Origin of the sequence: Micromonospora sp. DT31 (genome assembly GCF_049841795.1) — a bacterium.
Classification (GTDB): Bacteria; Actinomycetota; Actinomycetes; order Mycobacteriales; family Micromonosporaceae; genus Micromonospora.
This window is the reverse complement of sequence record NZ_JBNCKZ010000010.1, coordinates 182,368-203,996: the sequence shown is the minus strand read 5'-3', so window position 1 is coordinate 203,996 and position 21,629 is coordinate 182,368. Positions and strand designations below refer to the sequence as shown.

The 21,629-nt window shown below is 72.1% G+C and carries 20 protein-coding genes; 8 read left to right on the top strand and 12 right to left on the bottom strand.

Annotated elements, in window-relative coordinates; genetic code table 11:
- Positions 1-158 precede the first annotated feature (158 nt).
- Positions 159-1,631, top strand: coding sequence for an NAD-dependent malic enzyme (locus ACLQ2X_RS18850; RefSeq protein WP_425682349.1), 1,473 nt, complete (start codon positions 159-161; stop codon positions 1,629-1,631).
- A 195-nt stretch (positions 1,632-1,826) separates the two neighbouring features.
- On the opposite strand, the gene dapF is transcribed toward ACLQ2X_RS18850, so the two are convergent.
- Genes dapF through ACLQ2X_RS18835 form a run of 3 tightly spaced genes read right to left on the bottom strand, consistent with a single transcriptional unit; the run spans position 1,827 to position 4,304 of the window.
- Positions 1,827-2,672 (bottom strand): diaminopimelate epimerase, encoded by an 846-nt coding sequence (dapF, locus tag ACLQ2X_RS18845; protein WP_425682348.1) that lies wholly within the window; start codon positions 2,670-2,672, stop codon positions 1,827-1,829.
- Positions 2,673-2,679: 7 nt separating this feature from the next.
- Complete coding sequence (gene miaA / locus ACLQ2X_RS18840; RefSeq protein WP_425682347.1) at positions 2,680-3,588, bottom strand: tRNA (adenosine(37)-N6)-dimethylallyltransferase MiaA; 909 nt, start codon at positions 3,586-3,588, stop codon at positions 2,680-2,682.
- On the bottom strand, positions 3,585-4,304 hold the full coding sequence (locus ACLQ2X_RS18835; protein ID WP_425682346.1) for a hypothetical protein: 720 nt from the start codon (positions 4,302-4,304) through the stop codon (positions 3,585-3,587). Before ACLQ2X_RS18835 ends, miaA begins: the two co-directional genes overlap by 4 nt.
- Before the next feature lie 201 nt (positions 4,305-4,505).
- Between ACLQ2X_RS18835 and ACLQ2X_RS18830 the strand changes: the two genes are divergently transcribed.
- Together ACLQ2X_RS18830 and ACLQ2X_RS18825 are read left to right on the top strand one after the other, a co-directional pair.
- Complete coding sequence (locus tag ACLQ2X_RS18830; protein WP_425682345.1) at positions 4,506-5,714, top strand: DUF349 domain-containing protein; 1,209 nt, start codon at positions 4,506-4,508, stop codon at positions 5,712-5,714.
- Between the two features lie 303 nt (positions 5,715-6,017).
- A complete protein-coding gene (locus ACLQ2X_RS18825; RefSeq protein WP_425682344.1) occupies positions 6,018-7,652 on the top strand; it encodes a cellulase family glycosylhydrolase in 1,635 nt (544 codons plus the stop codon).
- Positions 7,653-7,768: 116 nt separating this feature from the next.
- Here the strand turns inward: ACLQ2X_RS18825 and miaB are convergent, their stop codons facing one another.
- The gene (gene miaB / locus ACLQ2X_RS18820; RefSeq protein ID WP_425682343.1) at positions 7,769-9,268 is read right to left on the bottom strand and encodes a tRNA (N6-isopentenyl adenosine(37)-C2)-methylthiotransferase MiaB; all 1,500 of its coding nucleotides are present in this window, start codon (positions 9,266-9,268) and stop codon (positions 7,769-7,771) included.
- A gap of 52 nt (positions 9,269-9,320) precedes the next feature.
- Here miaB and ACLQ2X_RS18815 point away from each other — a divergent pair, with 52 nt between their 5' ends.
- A complete protein-coding gene (locus tag ACLQ2X_RS18815) occupies positions 9,321-9,548 on the top strand; it encodes a DUF2277 family protein (RefSeq protein WP_425682342.1) in 228 nt (75 codons plus the stop codon).
- 69 nt (positions 9,549-9,617) lie between these two features.
- Here ACLQ2X_RS18815 and ACLQ2X_RS18810 read toward each other — a convergent pair whose 3' ends face one another.
- Both ACLQ2X_RS18810 and selD read right to left on the bottom strand, forming a co-directional pair.
- Positions 9,618-10,097, bottom strand: a complete 480-nt coding sequence (locus ACLQ2X_RS18810) for a hypothetical protein (protein ID WP_425682341.1) — start codon at positions 10,095-10,097, stop codon at positions 9,618-9,620.
- 210 nt (positions 10,098-10,307) lie between these two features.
- Positions 10,308-11,297, bottom strand: coding sequence for a selenide, water dikinase SelD (gene selD, locus ACLQ2X_RS18805; protein WP_425682340.1), 990 nt, complete (start codon positions 11,295-11,297; stop codon positions 10,308-10,310).
- A gap of 198 nt (positions 11,298-11,495) precedes the next feature.
- Between selD and ACLQ2X_RS18800 the strand changes: the two genes are divergently transcribed.
- The 4 genes from ACLQ2X_RS18800 (at position 11,496) to ACLQ2X_RS18785 (ending at position 14,842) form a co-directional block, all read left to right on the top strand.
- A complete protein-coding gene (locus tag ACLQ2X_RS18800; RefSeq protein ID WP_425682339.1) occupies positions 11,496-12,251 on the top strand; it encodes an amino acid ABC transporter ATP-binding protein in 756 nt (251 codons plus the stop codon).
- Positions 12,252-12,301: 50 nt separating this feature from the next.
- Positions 12,302-13,237, top strand: coding sequence for a glutamate ABC transporter substrate-binding protein (locus tag ACLQ2X_RS18795; RefSeq protein WP_425682338.1), 936 nt, complete (start codon positions 12,302-12,304; stop codon positions 13,235-13,237).
- Between the two features lie 79 nt (positions 13,238-13,316).
- Positions 13,317-13,973: an amino acid ABC transporter permease gene (locus tag ACLQ2X_RS18790; protein WP_425682337.1), complete on the top strand. Its 657-nt coding sequence runs from the start codon at positions 13,317-13,319 to the stop codon at positions 13,971-13,973.
- Positions 13,970-14,842, top strand: a complete 873-nt coding sequence (locus tag ACLQ2X_RS18785; protein WP_425682336.1) for an amino acid ABC transporter permease — start codon at positions 13,970-13,972, stop codon at positions 14,840-14,842. The genes ACLQ2X_RS18790 and ACLQ2X_RS18785 overlap by 4 nt, the downstream gene beginning before the upstream one ends.
- A 74-nt stretch (positions 14,843-14,916) precedes the next feature.
- On the opposite strand, the gene rny is transcribed toward ACLQ2X_RS18785, so the two are convergent.
- From rny to ACLQ2X_RS18755, 6 genes are all read right to left on the bottom strand, one after another.
- On the bottom strand, positions 14,917-16,683 hold the full coding sequence (gene rny / locus ACLQ2X_RS18780) for a ribonuclease Y (protein WP_425682335.1): 1,767 nt from the start codon (positions 16,681-16,683) through the stop codon (positions 14,917-14,919).
- A 714-nt stretch (positions 16,684-17,397) separates the two neighbouring features.
- Complete coding sequence (locus ACLQ2X_RS18775) at positions 17,398-18,102, bottom strand: 3-keto-5-aminohexanoate cleavage protein (RefSeq protein ID WP_425682334.1); 705 nt, start codon at positions 18,100-18,102, stop codon at positions 17,398-17,400.
- Between the two features lie 36 nt (positions 18,103-18,138).
- The gene (locus ACLQ2X_RS18770; RefSeq protein WP_425682333.1) at positions 18,139-18,831 is read right to left on the bottom strand and encodes a regulatory protein RecX; all 693 of its coding nucleotides are present in this window, start codon (positions 18,829-18,831) and stop codon (positions 18,139-18,141) included.
- 11 nt (positions 18,832-18,842) lie between these two features.
- Complete coding sequence (gene recA, locus ACLQ2X_RS18765; protein WP_425682332.1) at positions 18,843-19,889, bottom strand: recombinase RecA; 1,047 nt, start codon at positions 19,887-19,889, stop codon at positions 18,843-18,845.
- Between the two features lie 185 nt (positions 19,890-20,074).
- Positions 20,075-20,275, bottom strand: coding sequence for a DUF3046 domain-containing protein (locus ACLQ2X_RS18760; RefSeq protein ID WP_425682331.1), 201 nt, complete (start codon positions 20,273-20,275; stop codon positions 20,075-20,077).
- 4 nt (positions 20,276-20,279) lie between these two features.
- Positions 20,280-21,578 carry an MFS transporter gene (locus ACLQ2X_RS18755; protein WP_425682330.1) on the bottom strand — a complete coding sequence of 433 codons (1,299 nt, stop codon included), beginning with the start codon at positions 21,576-21,578 and terminating at the stop codon, positions 20,280-20,282.
- Between the last annotated feature and the right edge of the window lie 51 nt (positions 21,579-21,629).

The following is a 21,629-nucleotide window of genomic DNA, read 5'->3' as shown; positions in this document are numbered from 1 at the left end:
TTTCGGCGCGTGACAGCAATCCTGACATGTGTCAACGCGGGACGCACCCGCGTTATGCCCGGGTGCTACCCGCCGGTAGCGGGGCCGGATACCGGCCGACCAGGGCGGGCGGGTAGAAATACCAGCCGAGCCGCTCAGCGCCGACCGAGGAGTATCGCGTGGCCATCACCCGACTGCCGAGTGCCGGATTCTCCATCACCATCCGGATCGCGGTACCCGCCGACGCCACCTCCATCGGTCGACTCACCACCGCCGCAGGCGAGGCCGGCGCCATCGTCACCGCGCTGGACGTGGTCGACTCCGACCCGACCCACGTGATCGTGGACCTCACCTGTGACACCGCCGACGCCGGACATGCCGACCAGGTCGTCGACGCGCTGACCGGGCTCGACGGGGTGGACGTGCGCAAGGTGTCCGACCGCACGTTCCTGCTGCACCTCGGCGGCAAGATCGAGGTCACCCCGAAGGTCGCGCTGCGCACCCGGGACGAGCTGTCCCGGGCGTACACCCCGGGGGTCGCCCGGGTCTGCATGGCGATCGCGGAGAACCCGGCCGACGCGCGCCGGCTCACCATCAAGCGCAACACCGTCGCGGTGGTCAGCGACGGCTCGGCGGTGCTCGGCCTGGGCAACCTCGGGCCGGCCGCCTCGCTGCCGGTGATGGAGGGCAAGGCGGCGCTGTTCAAGCGCTTCGGCGGGGTGGACGCCTGGCCGGTGGTGCTGGACACCCAGGACACCGACGAGATCGTGTCGATCGTCAAGGCGATCGCCCCCGCGTACGGCGGGATCAACCTGGAGGACATCGCCGCGCCGCGCTGCTTCGAGATCGAGGCCCGGCTGCGGGAGGCGCTGGACATCCCGGTGTTCCACGACGACCAGCACGGCACCGCGATCTGCGTGCTGGCCGCGCTCACGAACGCGCTGCGCGTCGTGGGCAAGCAGCTCGCGGACGTCCGGGTCGTGGTCTCCGGCGCCGGCGCGGCCGGCACCGCGATCATGAAGCTGCTGCTGCGCCAGGGCGTGGGCGACATCATCGCGTACGACCGGCAGGGCGCCCTGCACCGCGGACTGGCCGGCCTGAACCCGGCCTGGCAGTGGCTGGCCGAGAACACCAACAAGGACAACTACGCCGGTGACCTGGCCGGGGCGGTACGCGGCGCGGACGTGTTCATCGGGGTGAGCGCGCCGAACCTGCTCACCGGCGACGACGTCGCCGCGATGGCCAAGGACGCGATCGTCTTCGCGCTGGCCAACCCGGACCCGGAGGTGGACCCGCGGGAGGCACGCAAGTACGCCGCCGTGGTCGCCACCGGCCGCTCCGACCAGCCGAACCAGATCAACAACGTGCTCGCCTTCCCCGGGGTGTTCCGCGGCATGCTCGACGCGCACGCCGAGGAGTTCACCGAGGAGATGGCACTGGCCGCCGCCCGGGCCATCGCCGACGTGGTCGGCGAGGAGAAGATGAACCCGACGGTGATCGTGCCCAGCGTCTTCGACGCCCGGGTCGCCCCGGCCGTGGCCGCCGCGGTGCGGGCCGCCGCCCAGAACCCGGCCGCGACGCCGCCCCCGGCCGCCGACCCCGGCCCCGCCGACCTGCCCGAGATCGCCGCCAACGCCAGCGCCACCCCCTGACCCGACCTGACCCTGACCCTGACCCTGACCCCCACGCCCACGCCCACGCCCACGCGAGATCTTGGAAGGAGAAGGCCCCTAATTAAGGCGCCCGAACCTTCCAAGATCTTCAGCGGGACCCCTCAGGCCTGGACAGGGGACGGGATCCGCCCAACTCCTTGAGAGACCGCAGGGTGGCGAGGGCGGGGCGGGTCGTCAGGGGGTCAGGGCGCCGGGGGTCAGGGTGCCGGTGGCGACCAGGACGGCCGGGCCGGCCAGCCAGCAGGAGTCGGCGGTCACCGTGACGGTGAGGCGTCCGCCCGGCACGTCCACCGCCACCGCGCCGGTGTCGAGGCCGGCATCGCGCAACGCCACGGCGGCCACCGCGCAGGCGCCGGTGCCGCAGGAGAGCGTCTCGGCCGAACCGCGCTCGTAGACCCGCATCAGCACGTGCGCGTCGGTGCCCCCGACCGGGTCGCCGGCAGTGGTGAACTCGACGTTGACCCCGGCCGGGAAGACCGCGGCGTCGACCTCGGGCGCGCGGGTGAGGTCCAGGCCGGTCAGCTCCAGCGCGACGGGCAGCGCGCACACCAGATGCGGATTGCCGACGTCGACCGCCGTGCCGGCGAGGGTCAGCCCGCCGAGGGTGGCGGTGGCCGTGTCGTACAACCGGGGGCGGCGCATCTCGACCGCCACGTCCGCGCCCTCCACGCGGGCCCGCACCAGGCCGGCGCGGGTGGCGACCGGCAGCGTCCCGTCCACGGGGGCGGCCAGCGAATGGTCCAACAGGTAGCGGACGAACACGCGGGCCCCGTTGCCGCACATCTCGGCGAACGAGCCGTCGGAGTTCCAGTAGTCCATGAACCACTCGGCCTCGCCGGCCAGTGCGACGCCCTCCGGATGCTCGGCGGCGCGTACCACCCGCAGCACGCCGTCGCCGCCGAGGCCGCGCCGCCTGTCGCAGAGCGCGGCGACCAGCTCGGGCGTCAGGTCGAGCGTCCCGTCGGCGTCGGGCAGGACGACGAAGTCGTTGCCGGTGCCGTGGCCCTTGGTGAACTCCACGCCCCCATCATCGCCGATGCTCGGCGACCACCCGCAGGGCAGTGTCGACAAACCCGGGCGCGGCCGAGTCCAGCCAGTGGACGCGCGGGTCGCGGCGGAACCAGGATCGCTGCCGCCGGACGAAACGCCGGGTGGCGCGGATCGTCTCCTCGTACGCCTGCGCCTCGGTCAACTCCCCGGCCAGGAACCGCAGGACCTGCTGGTAACCGAGCGCCCGGCCGGCCGTGCGCCCCTCGGGCAGCCCTTCCCCGACAAGCGCCCGCACCTCGTCGACCAGGCCGTCGGCCCACATCCGGTCCACCCGCAGCGCGATGCGTTCGTCGAGCAGCGCCGTGTCCAGATCCACCCCGAGCTGCACGGACGGGTAGTAGGGCGTGGGCGCGGGCAGCGACGCGGTGAACGGCGCGCCGGTCAACTCGATCACCTCCAACGCCCGGACGATGCGCCGGCCGTTCGTGGGCAGGATGCCCGCCGCCGCCCGCGGGTCGGCCTCGGCCAACCGGGCGTGCAAGGGGCCGGGGCCGACCGCCGCCAGTTCCGCCTCCAGCCGCTCACGCAGCGCCGGGTCGGTGCCGGGGAACTGGAACTGCTCCAGCACCGCCCGCACGTACAGCCCGGAGCCGCCGACCAGCAGCGGCACCCGCCCGCGGGCCAGGATGTCGTCCACCGCCGCGCGGGCCAGCCGCTGGTACTCGGCGACGCTCGCCGGCTCGGTCACCGGCCAGATGTCCAGCAGGTGGTGCGGCACGCCGTCCCGTTCCGCAGGCGTCAGCTTCGCGGTGCCGATGTCCATGCCCCGGTAGAGCTGCATCGAGTCGGCGTTGACCACCTCCCCGCCGAGCGCCTGCGCCAGCGCGATGCTCAACGCCGACTTGCCGGCCGCCGTCGGCCCGACCACCGCAACGACGACGCTCACACCCGCTCCCAGTTCGCCACGAAGTAGGCGACGCCGTACGGCGCCCGGTGGTAGCCCAGCTCGCCCCGCCACGCGCCGCCGGCCGCGTCGACCGCGCCGGCCAGCACCTGCCACGCCGGCCGGCCGGCGACCTTCAACTGCGCCGACAGCACCGGGTCCAGGTCGCGCAGGGCCTCGGTGTCCGCGCCGGCCAGGGCCGCAGCGACCCCCTCGTCGTACGCGGGGGCGCGCGGATCGTCGTAGCCGGGCGCGGTGACGCCCCGGCAGGCCGACCCGTCGCCGAGCACCAGCAGGGCTACCCGGGGGTCGTCGTCGCCGACCAGGCTCGCGCCGAGCGCGGCGCACTCGGCCGGGGTGGCGTCGTGGGCCACCGACCGGGCCAGCCGGGGCAGGCCGGTACGGGCGCGGTTGAGCAGCCACGCGCCGACGGTCAGGCTCAGCGGCAGCACCTCGGACCCGGAACAGTTCGTCTTCCACAGCCGCACCGGACGGTCCAGCCCGTAACCGCCCAGCGAGCCGGAGTCGGCGGCGCCGAAGCGGGCCGTCTCCGGGCCGGTGCCGACCAGCAGGACCATCTCGGGGCCGACGGCCAGCAGCCGGGCGACCGCGGCGTCGGCGGCGGCACGCAGGTCGTCCAGCTCGGCCGCGGCGGCACCGGCCAGCTCGGGCAGGATCAGCGGCGGGTGTGGGCAGACGGCGGCGGCGACCAGTGGCACCCGTCCAACCTAGCGGGACGCACCGGTGCGTCCCCGCGCCGATCCGGTCATCGAGGCGATACGACACCGTATGGTCACGGTCGACGACAGGCGCTCGACACGGACGGGGTCGGACCTGTGACAATGCCGGGAGAAAGTTTGCTGCGCCGTGGCGGCGACCGAGGGGGTTCCCTCGACGCCGGGAAGAACGAGGATGGGCACATGAGCGACTGGACTGCCTTCGGACGGGTCGACGAGGACGGCACCGTCTACGTGAAGACCGCCGACGGCGAGCGGGTGGTCGGATCCTGGCAGGCGGGGGCCCCGGAGGAAGGGCTGGCCCACTTCGCCCGGCGCTACGCCGACCTGGTCACCGAGGTGGACCTGACCGAGGCCCGGCTCAACTCGGGTGCGGCGGACGCCGGCCACTCCCTGACCACGATCAAGCGGATCCGCGGGTCGCTGGCCGAGGCGCACGTGGTGGGCGACATCGAAGCCCTCGCCGCCCGGCTGGACAAGCTGGCCGGCGTCGCCGAGGAGAAGGCCGGCGAGGCCAAGGCCGCCCGGGAGGCCGCACGCGGTGAGGCCCTGGCGCGCAAGACCGCGCTGGTCGAGGAGGCCGAGACGCTGGCCGCCGAGTCGACCGGCTGGAAGACCGCCGGTGACCGGCTCAAGGAGATCCTCGACGAGTGGAAGACGATCCGCGGCGTCGACAAGAAGGCCGACGGTGAGCTGTGGAAGCGCTTCGCCGCCGCGCGGGACGGTTTCACCCGCCGCCGGGGCGCCCACTTCGCCACGCTCGACCAGCAGCGCAAGCAGGCGCAGTCGATCAAGGAGGAGTTGGTCGCCGAGGCGGAGAAGCTCAAGGAATCCACCGACTGGGGCGCCACCGCCGGGCAGCTCAAGGACCTGATGACCCAGTGGAAGGCCGCGCCCCGCGCCGCCAAGGAAGCCGAACAGAAGCTCTGGGAACGGTTCCGGGCCGCGCAGGACGAGTTCTTCACCCGCCGCAGCGAGGTCTTCTCGGCGCGGGACAACGAGCAGCGCACCAACCTGGAACGCAAGCAGGCGCTGCTGGCCGAGGCCGAGGCGCTCGACATCGACGCCGACCCGAAGGGCGCCCAGGCGAAGCTGCGGGAGATCCAGGCGCAGTGGCACGAGGCCGGACGGGTGCCCCGCGAGGCCGCCGCCGGTCTAGAGCGCCGCCTGCGGGCCGTCGACGACAAGGTCCGCGACGTGATGGACTCGGCGTGGCGGCGCACCTCCAAGGAGGACAACCCGCTGCTGGCACAGATGCGTGCCCAGGTCGCCGAGGCCGAGGACCGGCTCGCCCGCGCCCAGGCCGCCGGTGACACCCGGCGGATCAAGGAGGCCGAGTCGGCACTGGCCTCGAAGCGGCAGTTCCTCCAGCTCGCCGAGCAGGCCGGCTGACCGGACCAGTTCCACGCGGGAGCCCCCGGCCGGTCGGCCGGGGGCTCCCGCGTCTGCGCCACCGGAGTTGACGCATCGAGGCAGGCTGATCACAATGAGCGGCGGAGCCAGGTTCCGACACCGGCACGAGGGCACGACGGCTGATCTCGCCGTCGACGGTCGCCGGTGCGACTTTTCGCGATTGGCCGTCCACGTGACCGGCCCGGCGCGCGCTGTGCGCGTACTCGATGAGGAGCGGGCCGCACCTCCTGGTCCTGCCGCCCGCGGCGTGTGCGCGGCGCGGGCATCCGAAGTGGAGCTTCCATGCACCGACCCACCGCCCTCGGCGGCGCCCTGACGGCGCTCGCCACCGCCGCGGCCGGCGTTCTCGTCGCCGCCGCCGTCGCCACCACACCGGCCGCCGCGGCGGCCGGCGGCACCGGCACCGGTTACCTGCACACCAACGGCAACAAGATCGTGGACAGTACGGGTGCAACCGTCCGGCTCACCGGCATCAACTGGTTCGGGATGGAGACCGACAACAAGACGTTCCACGGTCTGTGGTCGAGCAACCCGTGGCGGTCCCAGCTCGACACCATGGCCCGGCTGGGCTACAACACGCTGCGCATCCCGTACTCCAACGACGCGATCAAGCCCGGCGCGACCGCCACCGGCATCAACGACTTCGTCAACCCGGACCTCGTCGGGCTCTCCCCGCTGCAGATCCTCGACAAGGTCATCGACTACGTGGGCGGCAAGGGGATGCGGGTCATCCTGGACCGGCACCGGCCCACCTCGGCCGGGCAGTCGCCGCTCTGGTACACCTCGACGGTCTCCGAGGCGACCTGGATCAACGACTGGAAGGCGATGGCCCAGCGGTACGCGAACAACCCCACCGTGATCGGCGCGGACCTGCACAACGAGCCGCACGCCGAGGGCACCAACCCGGCGGCCACCGGCGCCTGCTGGGGCTGCGGCGACACCGCCCGGGACTGGCGGCTGGCCGCCGAGCGGGCCGGCAACGCGATCCTCGGCGTGCAACCCAACTGGCTGATCTTCGTCGAAGGGGTGAGCTGCCCCAGCGGCGGCCTGTCGAACGTCTGGGACAACGACCCCAGCAACGACGAGGACTGCGGCTGGTGGGGCGGCAACCTGTCCAAGGCCGGGCAGTTCCCGGTGCGGCTGAACGTCGCCAACCGGCTGGTCTACTCGCCGCACGAGTACGCCACCTCGGTCTACCGCCAGGCCTGGTTCGACGACCCGACCTTCCCGGCCAACATGCCGGCGATCTGGGACAAGTACTGGGGCTACCTCTACAAGCAGAACATCGCGCCGATCATGATGGGCGAGTTCGGCAGCACGCTGCAGGACCCGAAGGACAAGATCTGGCTGCAGAACCTGATGGCCTACACCGGCACCGGGGTCAACGGGATGTCGTTCACCTACTGGTCGTGGAACCCGAACTCCGGTGACACCGGCGGCATCGCCAACGACGACTGGACCACGATCAACCAGGCCAAGCAGGACATCCTCCAGCCCTACCTGATCCCGCCGACCGGAGGCGGCAACCCGTCGCCGGTGCCGACCGGCACCGGGTCCCCCACGCCCAACCCGACCACCCCCGGCCCGAACCCGACCACGCCCGCGCCGAGCGGCGGCTGCACCGCCAGCTACCAGCAGGTGAACGCCTGGGCGGGCGGCTTCCAGGGCGAACTGACCGTGAAGAACACCGGCACCGCGGCGGTGAACCCGTGGTCGACCACCTGGACCTGGCCGGCCGGGGTGACGCTGGCCAGCGGCTGGAACGCCACGGTCACGCAGTCCGGCACCACGGTCACGGCCGCCGCGCCGGCCTGGGCGTCGTCGCTGGCGCCGGGAGCGTCGGTGACCGTCGGCTTCACCGCCAACGGAACCGCCGCCAACCCCGCCGCCGTGAAGCTCAACGGCACCGCTTGCTGACCGTGTAGGGAAGGGCCCCCTTTTAACGCCTGCGGTAGAGGAAGGGCCCCTTATTAACACCCAGTGTCAATAAGGGGCCCTTCCTTACACCTGGGGGTGGGGGACGGCGGGGGCGGTCAGGAGGTGGCACAACCGCCGGTGGGGGCGGGTGCCACGGCCGGCGCGCCGATCGTCGGCAGGCCCAGCAGCACCCCCGGCGTACGCGGCACCTGTCCCGCCTCGGCCGCGTCGCCGGCCGGGGTCCGCCGGTGCGCCAGCGGCGCCCCGTCGGCGTTGAGGTGGTGCGGGGCGGCGTACGTGACCGTGGTGTGCACGATGTCGCCGGGGCGGATCTGTCCGGCCAGTTCACCGGTGGCGAAGTGCACCAGCCGGCCGTCGCGGGCCCGGCCGGACATCCGGCCGGTGCGTTCGTCCTTGCGGCCCTCGCCGACGGCGACCAGCACCTCGACGGTCTCCCCGACCAGCTTCTTGTTCTCCGCCCAGGTGATCTCCTCGACGCAGGCGATCAGCCGCTCGTAGCGCTCCTGCACCACCTGCTTCGGGATCTGCCCGTCCATGGTCGCGGCCGGGGTGCCGGGGCGCTTGGAGTACTGGAACGTGAACGCCGAGGAGAACCGGGCCTCCCGGACCACGTCGAGGGTGCGGGCGAAGTCGGCCTCGGTCTCGCCGGGGAAGCCGACGATGATGTCGGTGGTGATGGCCGCGTCCGGCATCGCCGCCCGGACCTTGGAGATGATCCCGAGGTAACGCTCCGACCGGTACGAGCGGCGCATCGCCCGCAGCACGTCGTCCGAGCCGGACTGCAACGGCATGTGCAGCGAGTGGCAGACGTTCGGCGTCTCGGCCATCGCGGCGATCACGTCGTCGGTGAAGTCCTTCGGGTGCGGGCTGGTGAACCGCACCCGCTCCAGCCCGTCGATGTCGCCGCAGGCGCGCAGCAGCTTGCCGAACGCGTACCGGTCGCCGAACTCGACGCCGTAGGAGTTGACGTTCTGCCCGAGCAGCGTCACCTCCAGCACGCCGGAGTCGACGAGGGCGCGTACCTCGGACAGGATGTCGCCGGGGCGGCGGTCCTTCTCCTTGCCGCGCAGGGAGGGCACGATGCAGAACGTGCAGGTGTTGTTGCAGCCGACCGAGATGGACACCCAGCCGGCGTACGTCGACTCGCGCCGGGTCGGCAGCGTGGAGGGGAACACCTCAAGCGATTCGAGGATCTCCACCTCGGCGGTGGTGTTGTGCCGGGCCCTGTCCAGCAGCGCCGGCAGCGACCCGATGTTGTGCGTGCCGAAGACCACGTCCACCCAGGGTGCCTTGCGCACGATCTCGCCCCGGTCCTTCTGGGCCAGGCAGCCGCCGACCGCGATCTGCATGCCGGGGTGCCTGACCTTGACCGGGCGCAGATGACCCAGGTTGCCGTAGAGGCGGTTGTCGGCGTTCTCCCGGACCGCGCAGGTGTTGAACACCACCACGTCGGGTTGGTCGTCGGCCTCGGCGGCACGCACGTAGCCGGCGCCCTCCAGGAGGCCGGAGATGCGTTCGGAATCGTGCACGTTCATCTGGCAGCCGTACGTTCGCACCTGGTAGGTGCGCGGGCTGCCCGCGGGTGCGGTAGTCATGACCCGGACAGCGTATCCGGGTGGAGTCGATCGGATCGAACGAGGAGGACCCATGTGCCGGAGCATCAAGACCTTGCGTGAGCCGTACGTCCCGGTGGTGACCGAGGAGGACATCCGGGCGGCCGCGTTGCAGTACGTCCGGAAGATCTCCGGGTTCCGCGCCCCGGCGGCGCACAACGCCGCCGCGTTCGACGCCGCGGTGGAGGCGGTGGCGGCGGCCACCGCCACCCTGCTCGACCAGCTCGTGGTGCGGGGCCAGCAGCCGGCGACGCGGGGCTGACCCGGCCGCCGCCGACCGCCGACCCGCCCGGGTGGCGGGCGCCTCGGCGCGGGCAGCGGGCGGTCGCGCTCAGGCGGCGGCGAGCGCCGGGCCGACCGAGTCGGGGGCCCAGCGGGAGCGGTGGCACTGCGACCAGCCCCGGCAGCCGGGGTCGCCCGACGTGCAGAGCCGGTGGTTGCTGAGCACCTCGCCGTCCTCGGTGTCGGCCACGTCGAAGTGCACCGGGCGGATCGTGCCGTCCGGGGCGACCAGCAGGTGCCGGCCGGCGTCGAGCGTGTCGTCACGCACCAGGCAGTTGCGGCCCAGCAGCCGGGCCAGTGCCGCGATGGCGGGCAGCTCGGCCAGACGTTCGGGCACGCCGTAACAGTCGACCACGGTGCCGTACAACCCGGGCGCCTCCCACACGTCGCAGACCACCGCGTACGCGGGCAGTCGGGCCGGGTCGGCCACGGCGAGCGGCATGACCACCCGTCCGAGGGCCTCGGCCAGCGCCGGGTAGACCTCCACCGGCGCACTGCCGTCGATTCTCCAGTTCCACAGCTCGGTCATGCCGCCTCCTCGCTGCGCTCGTTCCACCGGCCTCCGGATCGGGCCTTACTGACGATGGTGGAGGGCATTTGCCCTCAGCCGGGCGCAAGTTACCGGTCTGTGACCATTCCGGGCAGAATTCCCTCGGGCGACGTTGCCGGAGTAGCGGGAAGATGACAGTTTATCGGGTACGGTACCGCGCCACGGCCCGGCCACGCCGCGGTCCGCGGCTCAGCGCACCCGGATCAGGTGCTCCGAGGCGGGCAGCAACTCGCCGATGATCGTGCCGCCCGGCACCTCGCCGGCGACCAGCAGCCCGCCCGAGGTCTGCGCGTCGGCCAGCAGCAGCCGCTCCCCCTCGTCCGCGCCGCCGAAGTCGGTCCACGGGGTGACCCAGTCCAGGTTGCGCCGGGTGCCGCCGCTGACGTACCCGTCGCGCAGCGCCTCCCGCGCCCCCGGCAGGTACGGCACCGCGGCGGCGTCGATCACCACCGTGAGCCGGCTGGCCCGGGCCAGCTTCGAGGCGTGCCCGAGCAGCCCGAAGCCGGTCACGTCGGTGCCGCAGCGGATGCCGGCGGCCACCGCGTCGCGGCCGGCGTCCCGGTTGAGCCGGGCCATCGACTCGACCGCCTCGGGGAAACGCCGCCCGGTCTGCTTGTGCCGGGTGTTGAGCACGCCGACACCCAACGGCTTGGTCAGCGACAGCGGCAGCCCGGCGCGCCCGGCGTCCAGCGTGATCAGCTCGTCCGGCCGGACCACGCCGGTGACCGCCAGGCCGTACTTCGGGCTGTCGTCGTCCACGCTGTGCCCGCCGGCCAGGTGGCAGTCCGCCTCCCGGGCCACGTCCAGACCGCCACGCAGCACCTCGCGGGCCATCTCCGGCGGCAGCACCCCGCGCGGCCAGCAGAGCAGGTTGAGCGCCACCAGCGGGATGCCGCCCATCGCGTACACGTCGGAGAACGCGTTGGCGGCGGCGATGCGCCCCCAGTCGTAGGCGTCGTCGACCACCGGGGTGAAAAAGTCGGCGGTGCTGACCAGGCCCGTACGCTCGTCGAGCCGGACCACCGCGGCGTCGTCGCCGTTCTCCAGGCCGACCAGCAGGTCGGCGGTGCCACCGGTGGCACCGAGACCGGCGACCATCACCTCCAGCTCACCGGGCGGGATCTTGCAGGCGCAACCGCCACCACGGGCGTAGTCGGTCAGCCGAATCGGGTCGGTCATGATCTCATGATCTCCGTCCGGCGGCCACGCCGCCAGTCGGCCCGCTCCGAGGGTGACAAAATTCGGACGCACCGGCACGGCGGTGACCGGTGTTATCGCTCCGTGACCAACCGAGTTGCGTTCTGCCATGTCAGGCCGCCTACAGTTGCCCAACCGGGGGTCGACCGACCCCCGAATCCGCCATGGACGACAGGGACGGTGGACGACGTGACGACGGGCGACCCGCTGATCGTGCTCGACGGGGTCAACAAGTGGTTCGGGCCGCTGCATGTGCTCGACGACGTGTCCCTCTCCGTCGCCCGGGGCGAGGTGGTCGTGGTGATCGGCCCGTCCGGTTCCGGCAAGTCGACGCTGTGCCGCGCGATCAACCGGCTGGAGCCGATCGACAAGGGCACCATCACCTTCGACGGGCAGCCGCTGCCCGCCGAGGGCAAGCCGCTGGCCAAGCTGCGCAGCGAGGTCGGCATGGTGTTCCAGTCGTTCAACCTCTTCGCGCACAAGACCATCCTGGAGAACGTCACGCTGGGGCCGATCAAGGTACGCCGGGAGAAGCCGGCCGCCGCCCGCGAGCGCGGCCTGGCCCTGCTCGACCGGGTGGGCATCGCCAACCAGGCGGACAAGTACCCGGCGCAGCTCTCCGGCGGTCAGCAGCAGCGGGCGGCGATCGCCCGCGCGCTGGCCATGCAGCCCAAGGCGATGCTCTTCGACGAGCCGACCAGCGCGCTCGACCCGGAGATGGTCGGCGAGGTCCTGGACGTGATGACGGCGCTGGCCCGCGAGGGCATGACCATGGTGGTGGTCACGCACGAGATGGGCTTCGCTCGGCACGCGGCCAAGCGGGTCATCTTCATGGCCGACGGCAAGCTGGTCGAGGACGCCCCGCCGGCGGAGTTCTTCGCGAACCCGCGCAGCGAGCGGGCCAAGGACTTCCTCTCCAAGATCCTCACGCACTGAGCGTATGTAGTGGAGTCGTCCAGGCGACTCGCCCCTAGAAGGAGATGTGTATGCGGTACAAGCGCGTGGCCGCGGTGGCCATGATGGCCTCGCTCGCCCTGTCCGTGGCGGCCTGTGGCAAGGAGGGCGACCCGGCCCCCAACGGCGGCGGCAACGCCAGCGGTGGAGCCCAGGGCGACAACTGCTCCACCTCGGGCGTCACCTTCACCCCCAAGACGGACGCCAGCGTCGCCGGCAGCCCGGCCTTCGACAAGATCAAATCGGCCGGCAAGGTCGTCATCGGCGTCAAGTTCGACCAGCCGAACCTCGGCTACAAGGACGCCCAGGGCAAGCGCTGCGGCTTCGACATCGAGATCGCCCAGTACGTTGCCAGCAAGCTCGGCGTCGACCCGGCGAAGATCGAGTACAAGGAGATCGCGTCGGCCAACCGGGAGACCGCGATCAAGGGTGGTGAGATCGACTACTACGTCGGCACCTACTCGATCACCGACAAGCGCAAGAACGACGTCTCCTTCGCCGGCCCGTACTTCGTCGCCGGCCAGGACCTGCTGGTCCGCAAGGACGAGTCGGCCATCACCGGCAAGGACACGCTCAAGGGCAAGAAGGTCTGCTCGGCCACCGGCTCCACCCCGATCCAGAAGGTCCGGGACGAGGGCCTGACCGAGGCGAACAACATCGTCGAGTTCAAGACCTACTCCGAGTGCGTCTCCCAGCTGCTCGACAAGAAGGTCGACGCGGTCACCACCGACGACGCCATCCTCAAGGGCTACGCCGCGCAGAACCCGGACGAGCTCAAGGTCGTCGGCCAGCCGTTCAGCACCGAGAAGTACGGCATCGGCCTGCCCAAGGACGACAAGGCGCTGCGCGACTACGTGAACGACCAGATCGAGGCGGCGTTCACCGACGGCACCTGGAAGAAGATCTACGAGGGCACGCTTGGCAAGTCCGGCTCGCCGGCCACCGAGCCGAAGCTCGAGCGGTACTGACGGTCCGCCACCGACGTCGCGCCGGGCGGGGAGGCACCTCCTCCCCGCCCGGTCCCGTCCGACAGAGTGAGAGCGAGGCATGGGCGAGTTCTTCCGCGTCCTGACGGACAACGAGGCCCTGTTCCGCGAGGGGTTCTACAACACCGTCAAGCTGTTCCTGATCGCCGGCGTCGGCAGCCTCGTTCTCGGTACGCTGCTCGGCGCGATGCGGGTGTCACCGGTGCCCGCGCTGCGGGCCTTCGGGGCCACCTACGTCAACCTGATCCGCAACACCCCGCTGACGCTGGTGTTCGCGTTCCTCGTCTTCGCGGTGCCGAAGCTGGACGTCAACATCGACTACTTCAACAGCGCCTGCATCGCGTTGGTCGCCTACACCTCGGCGTTCATCTGTGAGGTGATCCGCTCCGGCGTGAACACCGTCGCCACCGGCCAGGCCGAGGCCGCGCGGGCGCTGGGCATGACGTTCATCCAGGTGCTCACGCTCATCGTGCTGCCGCAGGCGGTGCGCGCCATGGTGCCGCCGCTGATGAGCGTGCTCATCGCCATGTTGAAGAACACCACGATCGCCGCCGGTTTCTCCGTGCTGGAGGCCGGCGCCATCCCGGCGTACATGGCCGAACGCGGTGAGCCACAGTTCGCCGTACTCACCTGGATCGTCATCGGATTCCTGATCCTCATCCTCCCGCTGGTCCTGCTTCAGCGGTTCCTCGAGCGCAAGTGGGCGGTGGCCCGATGAGCAGCAGCATCCTCTACGACATCCCCGGCCCCAAGGCCCGACTGCGCAACCGGGTCCTCGGTGTCGTCTCGGTCGCGGCGATCGTCGCGCTGATCGCGTTCGTGATCTACAAGTTCGACCAGACCGGCCAGTTCGAGGCCCGCAAGTGGGAGCAGTTCCAGTACGCGGCGGTGCAGCGGGAACTGCTGAACGGCCTGTGGGCCACGCTGAAGGCCGCCGCGGTCGCCACCGTGCTGGCGCTGCTGTTCGGCGCCGTCTTCGCCAGTGCCCGGCTCAGCGACCGGGCGCTGTTCCGCGCCCCGGCCACGTTCGTGGTGGAGCTGTTCCGGGCCATCCCGCTGCTGATCCTCATCTTCTTCGGCTACTACGTGCCGTTGCAGTACGGCTGGCCGATCGACAAGTTCTGGGCGCTGGTCATCGGCCTGACGCTCTACAACGGCTCGGTGCTGGCGGAGATCTTCCGGGCCGGCATCAACGCCGTGCCGTACGGGCAGACCGAGGGCGCGTACGCGGTGGGCCTGCGCAAGAACCAGGTGCTGCGGCTGATCCTGCTGCCGCAGGCGTTCCGGGCGATGCTGCCGGCGATCGTGAGCCAGCTCGTGGTGCTGCTCAAGGACACCGCGCTCGGTTTCATCATCACGTACCCGGAGCTGCTCTTCGCCGGCAAGCAGATCGGTGGCCGGCTGGCCTTCGGCCTGCCGTACGTGCCGACGTACCTGATCGTCGCGGCCATCTACATCGCCATCTGCGGCCTGCTGTCGGTGCTGGCCTGGTGGTTGCAGAAGCGGCTGACCCGGCTGCCGCGCAGCGCGGTCAAGCCGCTGCCGGCCACCCAGACCGACGGCGGCACCGGCGTCACGCCACTGTGAGCTGACTCGACCGCGCTGACGCGACGGGCGGGTGGGGGAACTCCCCCACCCGCCCGTTCCGCGTTGTCGGCCGGTCAGCGGGCGATCTCGGTGACCCGGGACTCGCGGACCACGGTCACCCGGATCTGACCCGGGTAGGTCAGCTCCTCCTCGATCTGCTTGGCCACGTCCCGGGCCAGTACCGCCGCGCCGATGTCGTCCACGTCGTCCGGCTTGACCATCACCCGGATCTCCCGGCCCGCCTGCATGGCGAAGACCTTCTCCACGCCCAGCTTGCCGGCGGCGATCTCCTCGATCCGCTCCAGCCGCTTGACGTACGCCTCCAGGCTCTCCCGCCGCGCGCCGGGCCGACCGCCCGAGCACGCGTCCGACGCCTGGGTGAGCACCGCCTCGATGGTCTGCGGCGGCACCTCGTTGTGGTGCGCCTCGATGGCGTGCACCACGTCCTCGCTCTCGCCGTACTTACGGGCCACGTCCGCGCCGATGATGGCGTGGCTGCCCTCCACCTCGTGGGTGAGCGCCTTGCCGATGTCGTGCAGGAACGCGCACCGCTTGATCGTCGGCACGTCCAGCCGCAGCTCGGCGGCCATCACACCGGCGATGTGTGCGGTCTCCACCAGGTGCTTGAGCACGTTCTGCCCGTACGACGTCCGGTAGCGCAACCGGCCCAGCAGGGTGACCAGCTCCGGGTGGATCTCGGTGATGCCGACCTCGACGAGCGCGTCCTCGGCGGCCCGGTGGCACAGGTCCTCCACCTCCTGCCGGGCGAGGTCGTAGACCTCCTCGATCCGGTGCGGATGGATCCGGCCGTCCAGGACCAGCTTCTCCAGCGTCACCCGGCCGACCTCCCGGCGGACCGGGTCGAAGCAGGACAGCAGCACCGCCTCGGGGGTGTCGTCGATGATCAGGTTGACGCCGGTGACCGACTCGAAGGCGCGGATGTTGCGCCCCTCCCGGCCGATGATCCGACCCTTCATCTCGTCGCCGGGCAGGTGCAGCACGCTGACCACACTCTCCGCGGTCTGCTCGCTGGCCACCCGCTGGATGGCGTCCACCACGATGTTGCGGGCGCGCTGCTCGGCGCTGCCCCGGGCGTCCGCCTCGATCTCCCGGACCAGCAGCGCGGCCTCCCGCTTGGCCTGCCCCTCGATCGACTCGACCAGCTCGACGCGGGCCGCGTCGGCGGTCAGCCCGGCCACCCGTTCCAACTCGCGGCGCCGCTGCTCCTCCACCTCGGTCAGGGTCCGCTCCCGCTCGACGAGCGCGGCCTCCCGGGCGACGAGCGCCGCGGCGGCCGCGGTGAGCTGCCGCTCCCGCTCGGCGAGCCGCTCCACCTCCTCGGTGTGCAGCCGTTCCCGCTCGTCCATCCGGGCCGCCCGCCGCTCCACCTCGGCGGCCTGCTCCCGGGTGGTCGCGGCCAGCACCGCCACCTCCCGCTCGCCGCTGCGCCGCGCGGTGGTGCGCAACTGCTCGGCGTCCGCCTCGGCCTGCTTGTGCGCCCGTTCCAACACGGTGTCGGCCTCGGCCCGGGCGTCGTCGAGCACCCGCCGCGCCTCCGCGCGGGCCGCCTTCGCCTCGGCCTTCGCGGCGGCCGCCTCGGCGCGGGCCGCCGAGGCGGCCGACTTCGCCACGTCGATGGTGCTGTTCGCCTCGCTCGCCGCGGTGCGCAGCGCGGCCAGGGACTGCTCCTGCCGGTCCTTCTCCGCGATGAAGCCCGGGTCCTCGGGCGCGGGGGCGACGTTCAGCCGCCTGACCGCACGCACCCCCACGAGCACCGCGCCGACCACCACCACGACCAGCAGCAGCACCACCAGGAGCAGGACGATGTCGAAGGCGCTCATGCGACCGCTCCGCACCGGTACGCCCGCCGGCCGGATCGCCGCGTCGGGTCGGCCCGTCCCGTTCCGGTCACCCGCCGGGGGCCCTCGGCCCGTCCGGAGGTGTCGCCCGGCGACGGCCCGGGATCCTGTGGCAGACCGCCGGTGAACCTGTGCCGCCCCACCATGGCCGCCTCCCCTGAACGTCGACCGCAGGACATGCGCCTGCGGCTCTAAACGCCCGACCGGAGCGCTGGCAGTGGGCAGCCTTCCGTCGGCGGTGTCCCGCACGGGGCACCGCCAGCAACCGGTTGCAGTTGTCGGACACGCCGGACGGGTCCGGAGCCTCCGTCAAGGGGCCGGTGAAGCTGGCCAAAGTGATGCTGTTCTGTTACGCGATCTATGTTGTGCGCTTAGCCTGCGCTGGTCGGGCAAAGTGAGCCTGTATGGCGAGGCTAGGTCGCGAGGGGCCATTCGGTCAAGAAGTCATGATCAAGCCACCCGGACGGAGAGAAGTTGCGGCGTCACGCACTGCTGATCAGATGCCGGACACGCTCGGACAAAATTCGCCGCCTGTCATCGTCCCGTGACCTTCCCGGCCTGCTCAGGCCACGTCTGGCCGCGCGCCCCGGCGCTCCGCCCGTGCGCCGGCCCGCCCGAGGCCCCGGTGCGGCGTAAACGTCGGCCGTGCGTGTCCACACCACTCGCCCGAGTTGGGTTGGTCACGCAGCGCCCGGGTCAGCGGCGGCGGAACGTGTGGGCGGTGCGCACCAGGGTCACGTTGTCGGGCGCGGAGGTGCCGTCCGGCAGCAGCAACGTGTCCTCCAGACCGATCCGGGTGTGCAGCCCACGGCGGACCGCCTCGGCGTACACCGGCCAGGTGGCGGGGCCCTCACCGTGCAGCAGCACCGGTGGACGCTCGCCTGGCAACGCGGCAAGGATGGCGGCCGCGTCGGCGAGCGCCGTCTCCACCGGCTCGGCCATGCACTCGACGAGGATCCGCCCGGCCGGTGTCGGCCAGCGGCGCCAGGCGTCGACCGCCGCGGTCGTCCAGAGGCCGGCCTCGACCAGCACGCCGCGCTCGTGCAGGGCGGCCGCGACCTGCGCCGCGCCGGGTTCGTGGGCGTTGACCGAGGCGAAGTCGGGCAGCACCGTCCAGGCGCGGACTGCCGCGACCCGCGCGGCCGGGTCGGGGACGATCCAGGCGCCGGTGCTGACGCCGACCGGCAACCCGGGACGGGCGGACCGGATCGCGGTTACCGCCGCGGCGATCACCGCCGGGTCGAACGACTCGGCGCCGTCGTCGCCGCGGGGATGCACGTGCACGGCTGCGGCACCGGCGTCCGCGCAGCGCGCCGCGTCGGCGGCCAGTTCCGCCGGGGTGAGCGGCACGGCGGCGTGCTCCTCCCGCCGCCGTGCGCCGTTGAGACACGCCTTCAGCACGTCGCCTGCTTCCTCCTCGGCGTCGGCACGCGTCGGTCAGTCGTGCCGGCGGGCATCCAGGTCGTTCTCGGCGTCGGCAAGCGCGTCGGCGTCGATCTGCTCGGCGAACTCGGCGGCCTCCGCACTCTGGGCGGCGAGCGCGTCCTTCACCGCCCGGATCGCCACACCGGCCGGGTAGCCCTTGCGCGCCAGCATGGCGACCAAGCGCCGGAACACCGCGTCGGGCTCGCCCCTGGTGCTGCGCAGCTTGCGCTCCACGAGGACCCGGGCCGTCTGCGCCTCGGTCTCCTCGTCGAGCCCGTCGAGGGCCACGCCGGCCACCTCGCCGTCCACGCCCCGCTGACGCAACTCGTTGGCGAGCGCCCGGCGGGCCAGGCCCCGGCCGTTGTGCCGGCTGCTCACCCAGGCGCGGGCGAAGGCGGCGTCGTCGATGATGCCGACCTCGTCGTAACGGTCGAGAACCTGCTCAGCGACCTCCTCCGGGATGCCCCGGCGGGCCAACGCGCCGGCCAGCTCGGCGCGGGTGCGGGGCCGCACCGCGAGCTGCCGCAGGCAGATCTCCCGCGCCAGTTCGGCGGGGTCCTGCGGCGGAGCCGGAGCCTGCCCGGCGTCGGAGTCCACCGCGTGGTCACGACGCCCACGGCGGGGCCGGGGCGTTCCGGTGGCGTCGCCCGTACGGGGCGGGCTGGCATCCCAGCCCCGTCCCGTACGGGCGCGTCGTCCTGCCACGAATCAGCCGATCAGAAGTCGACCGGCGGCAACTCCGGGCCGCCGGCGGCGTCGCCCGCGCTGGTGCCGACGCCGAGCTTCTCCAGGATCTTCTTCTCGATCTCGGCCGCCACGTCCGGGTTCTCCCGGAGGAACTCGCGGGCCTTCTCCTTGCCCTGGCCGAGCTGGTCACCGTCGTAGGTGTACCAGGCGCCGGACTTGCGGATGATCGCCTGCTCCACACCGACGTCGATCAGCGAGCCCTCACGGGAGATGCCCTTGCCGTACATGATGTCGAACTCGGCCTGCTTGAACGGCGCCGCGACCTTGTTCTTCACGACCTTGACCCGGGTGCGGTTGCCGACCACGTCGGTTCCGTCCTTGAGGCTCTCGATGCGACGCACGTCGAGCCGGACCGAGGCGTAGAACTTCAGCGCCCGACCACCGGTGGTGGTCTCCGGGCTGCCGAACATCACGCCGATCTTCTCGCGGAGCTGGTTGATGAAGATCGCGGTGGTGCCGGTGTTGTTGAGCACACCGGTGATCTTCCGCAGCGCCTGGCTCATCAGCCGGGCCTGCAGACCCACGTGGCTGTCGCCCATCTCGCCCTCGATCTCGGCGCGTGGCACCAGGGCCGCCACCGAGTCGATCACGATGACGTCGATCGCGCCGGAACGGACCAGCATGTCCACGATCTCCAGCGCCTGCTCGCCGGTGTCCGGCTGGGAGACCAGCAGGGCGTCGGTGTCGACGCCGAGGGCCCGCGCGTAATCCGGGTCGAGCGCGTGCTCGGCGTCGATGAACGCGGCGATGCCGCCCGCCCGCTGGGCGTTGGCAACCGCGTGCAGCGCGACAGTGGTCTTACCGCTGGACTCCGGACCGTAGATCTCGACGACCCGACCGCGGGGCAGACCGCCCACGCCGAGCGCCACGTCGAGCGCGATGGAGCCGGTGGTGATGACCGCCGTCTGCACGACGGGCCGCTCCCCCAACCGCATCACCGAACCCTTGCCGAACTGCTTGTCGATCTGAGCGAGAGCAAGGTCGAGCGCCTTCTCCCGGTCAGGACCTGCCGCCATCGTTGCCACCCCTGCCTTCGCCGGCGTCTTTCCTGAGCTTCGCGTCACGCGGGACACGCTAGGCGCTAGGTCCGACAGAAAACCAGCCGACGGGCCGTGAGCTGTGGACGAGCACCCCGCTGTGGACAATAGCCGAACAGGTGTACGACCGGGCAAGCGACACGCGGGAACGACGAAAAGGCTGCTCAGCGTAGCCGGGCGGGCACCCGGTCGGGATAGGCGGCGACCACCGCGCGCCACACCACGTGCGTTTGCTCACCGGCCGCGAGGGCCTGCTCGATGGTCCGCCCACCGAGTTGGGAGAGCACCTGGTCGCTGGCGATGCTCGTCGCGTACCCCGGGCCGAACGCCTCCTCCAGCCGGGTCCAGAAGTCGGTCAACCGCACCTGGTCAGTCCTCCTCGTCGAGTGGGCCCGGGCCCGACCGGCGCAGCGCCAGCGCCACCAGCGGCACCACCGCGATCGCCGCCAGCAGGGTGAGCGTCGGATACCCCACGGCCCGCATCACGAACCCGCTCGCCGCCGCCCCGCCCGCCCCGGCCAACCCCATGAGCAGGTCGGACAGGCCCTGCACGCCGGGGCGGTCGTTGGTGGGCACCGACTCGGACAGCAGCGTCGAGCCCGCCACCATGGTGCCCGACCAGCCGAGCCCGAGCAGGACCAGCCCCACCGAGAGCAACGCCGTGTGGTGCCCGGCGGTGCCGGCCACCGCGCACGCGGCCAGCAGCAACCCCACCCCACCGAGGATGACCGGGCGGCGGCCCACCCGGTCGGTGAGCCAGCCCGTCACCGGCGAGAGCGCGTACATGCCGGCGATGTGCAGACTCAGCACCAGGCCGACCACGGGCAGCACGTCCGCGTCGGAGTGCCACTCGCCCAGGTGCACCGGGGTCATCGACATCACCGCGACCATCACCAGGTGCCCCACCGCGACCGCGGCGACGCCGAGGCGGGCAGCCGGCCGACGGCGTACCGTCCGCCACGCGGCGCCCATGCCCCCGCGGCGCACGCGCGTCGGCGCGGCGCCCGGTGCCGGCTCGGCCGCCGTCAGCCGGCGCGCGGTGAGCAGCGGATCCGGCCGCAGCAGTACCAGGATCAGGACGGCGGCCAGCGCGAACGCGACCGAGCTGAAGGCGAACGGCCCGGCCAGGTTCGGCAGGCCCCATCCCCGGGTGGTGGCGTCGGCGAGCGCGGCGAAGTTCGGCGCGGCCACCGCGCCGATGGTGGTGGCCCACACCACGAGCGAGAGCTGGCGTCCCCGGCGCTGCGGCTCGGCCAGGTCCACGGCGGTGTAGCGGGCCTGGAGGTTGGCCGCCGTGCCGCCGCCGAACAGCAACATGCCGAGGAAGAGCAGCGGCACCAGGCGGGTCACCGCGGCGACCACCACCAGCACACCACCGACCGCGCCGACCAGGTACGCGACGACCAGACCCGGTCGCCGTCCGCGGGCCAGCATGAGCCGCGTGACAGGTACGGCCAGCAGCGCGCCCCCCACCACCCCGGCGCTCTGCGCCAGTCCCGCCAGGGCGGTGCCGGCGACCCGGGCGGCGAGCAGCGCCCCGACCGAGATGCCGATGGTGACGCCGATGCCGCCGATGATCTGGGTGAGGAAGAGCAACCGGACGGTACGGCGCTGGACAGCGGCGACGTCGGGCCGGGGCAGGGCCGGCGCGGTCAGGTCGGTGGCCATGGGCGCGCTCCTCAAGCTGCGGGGATGCCTATCCTTCCGCAGCGTGTGCGC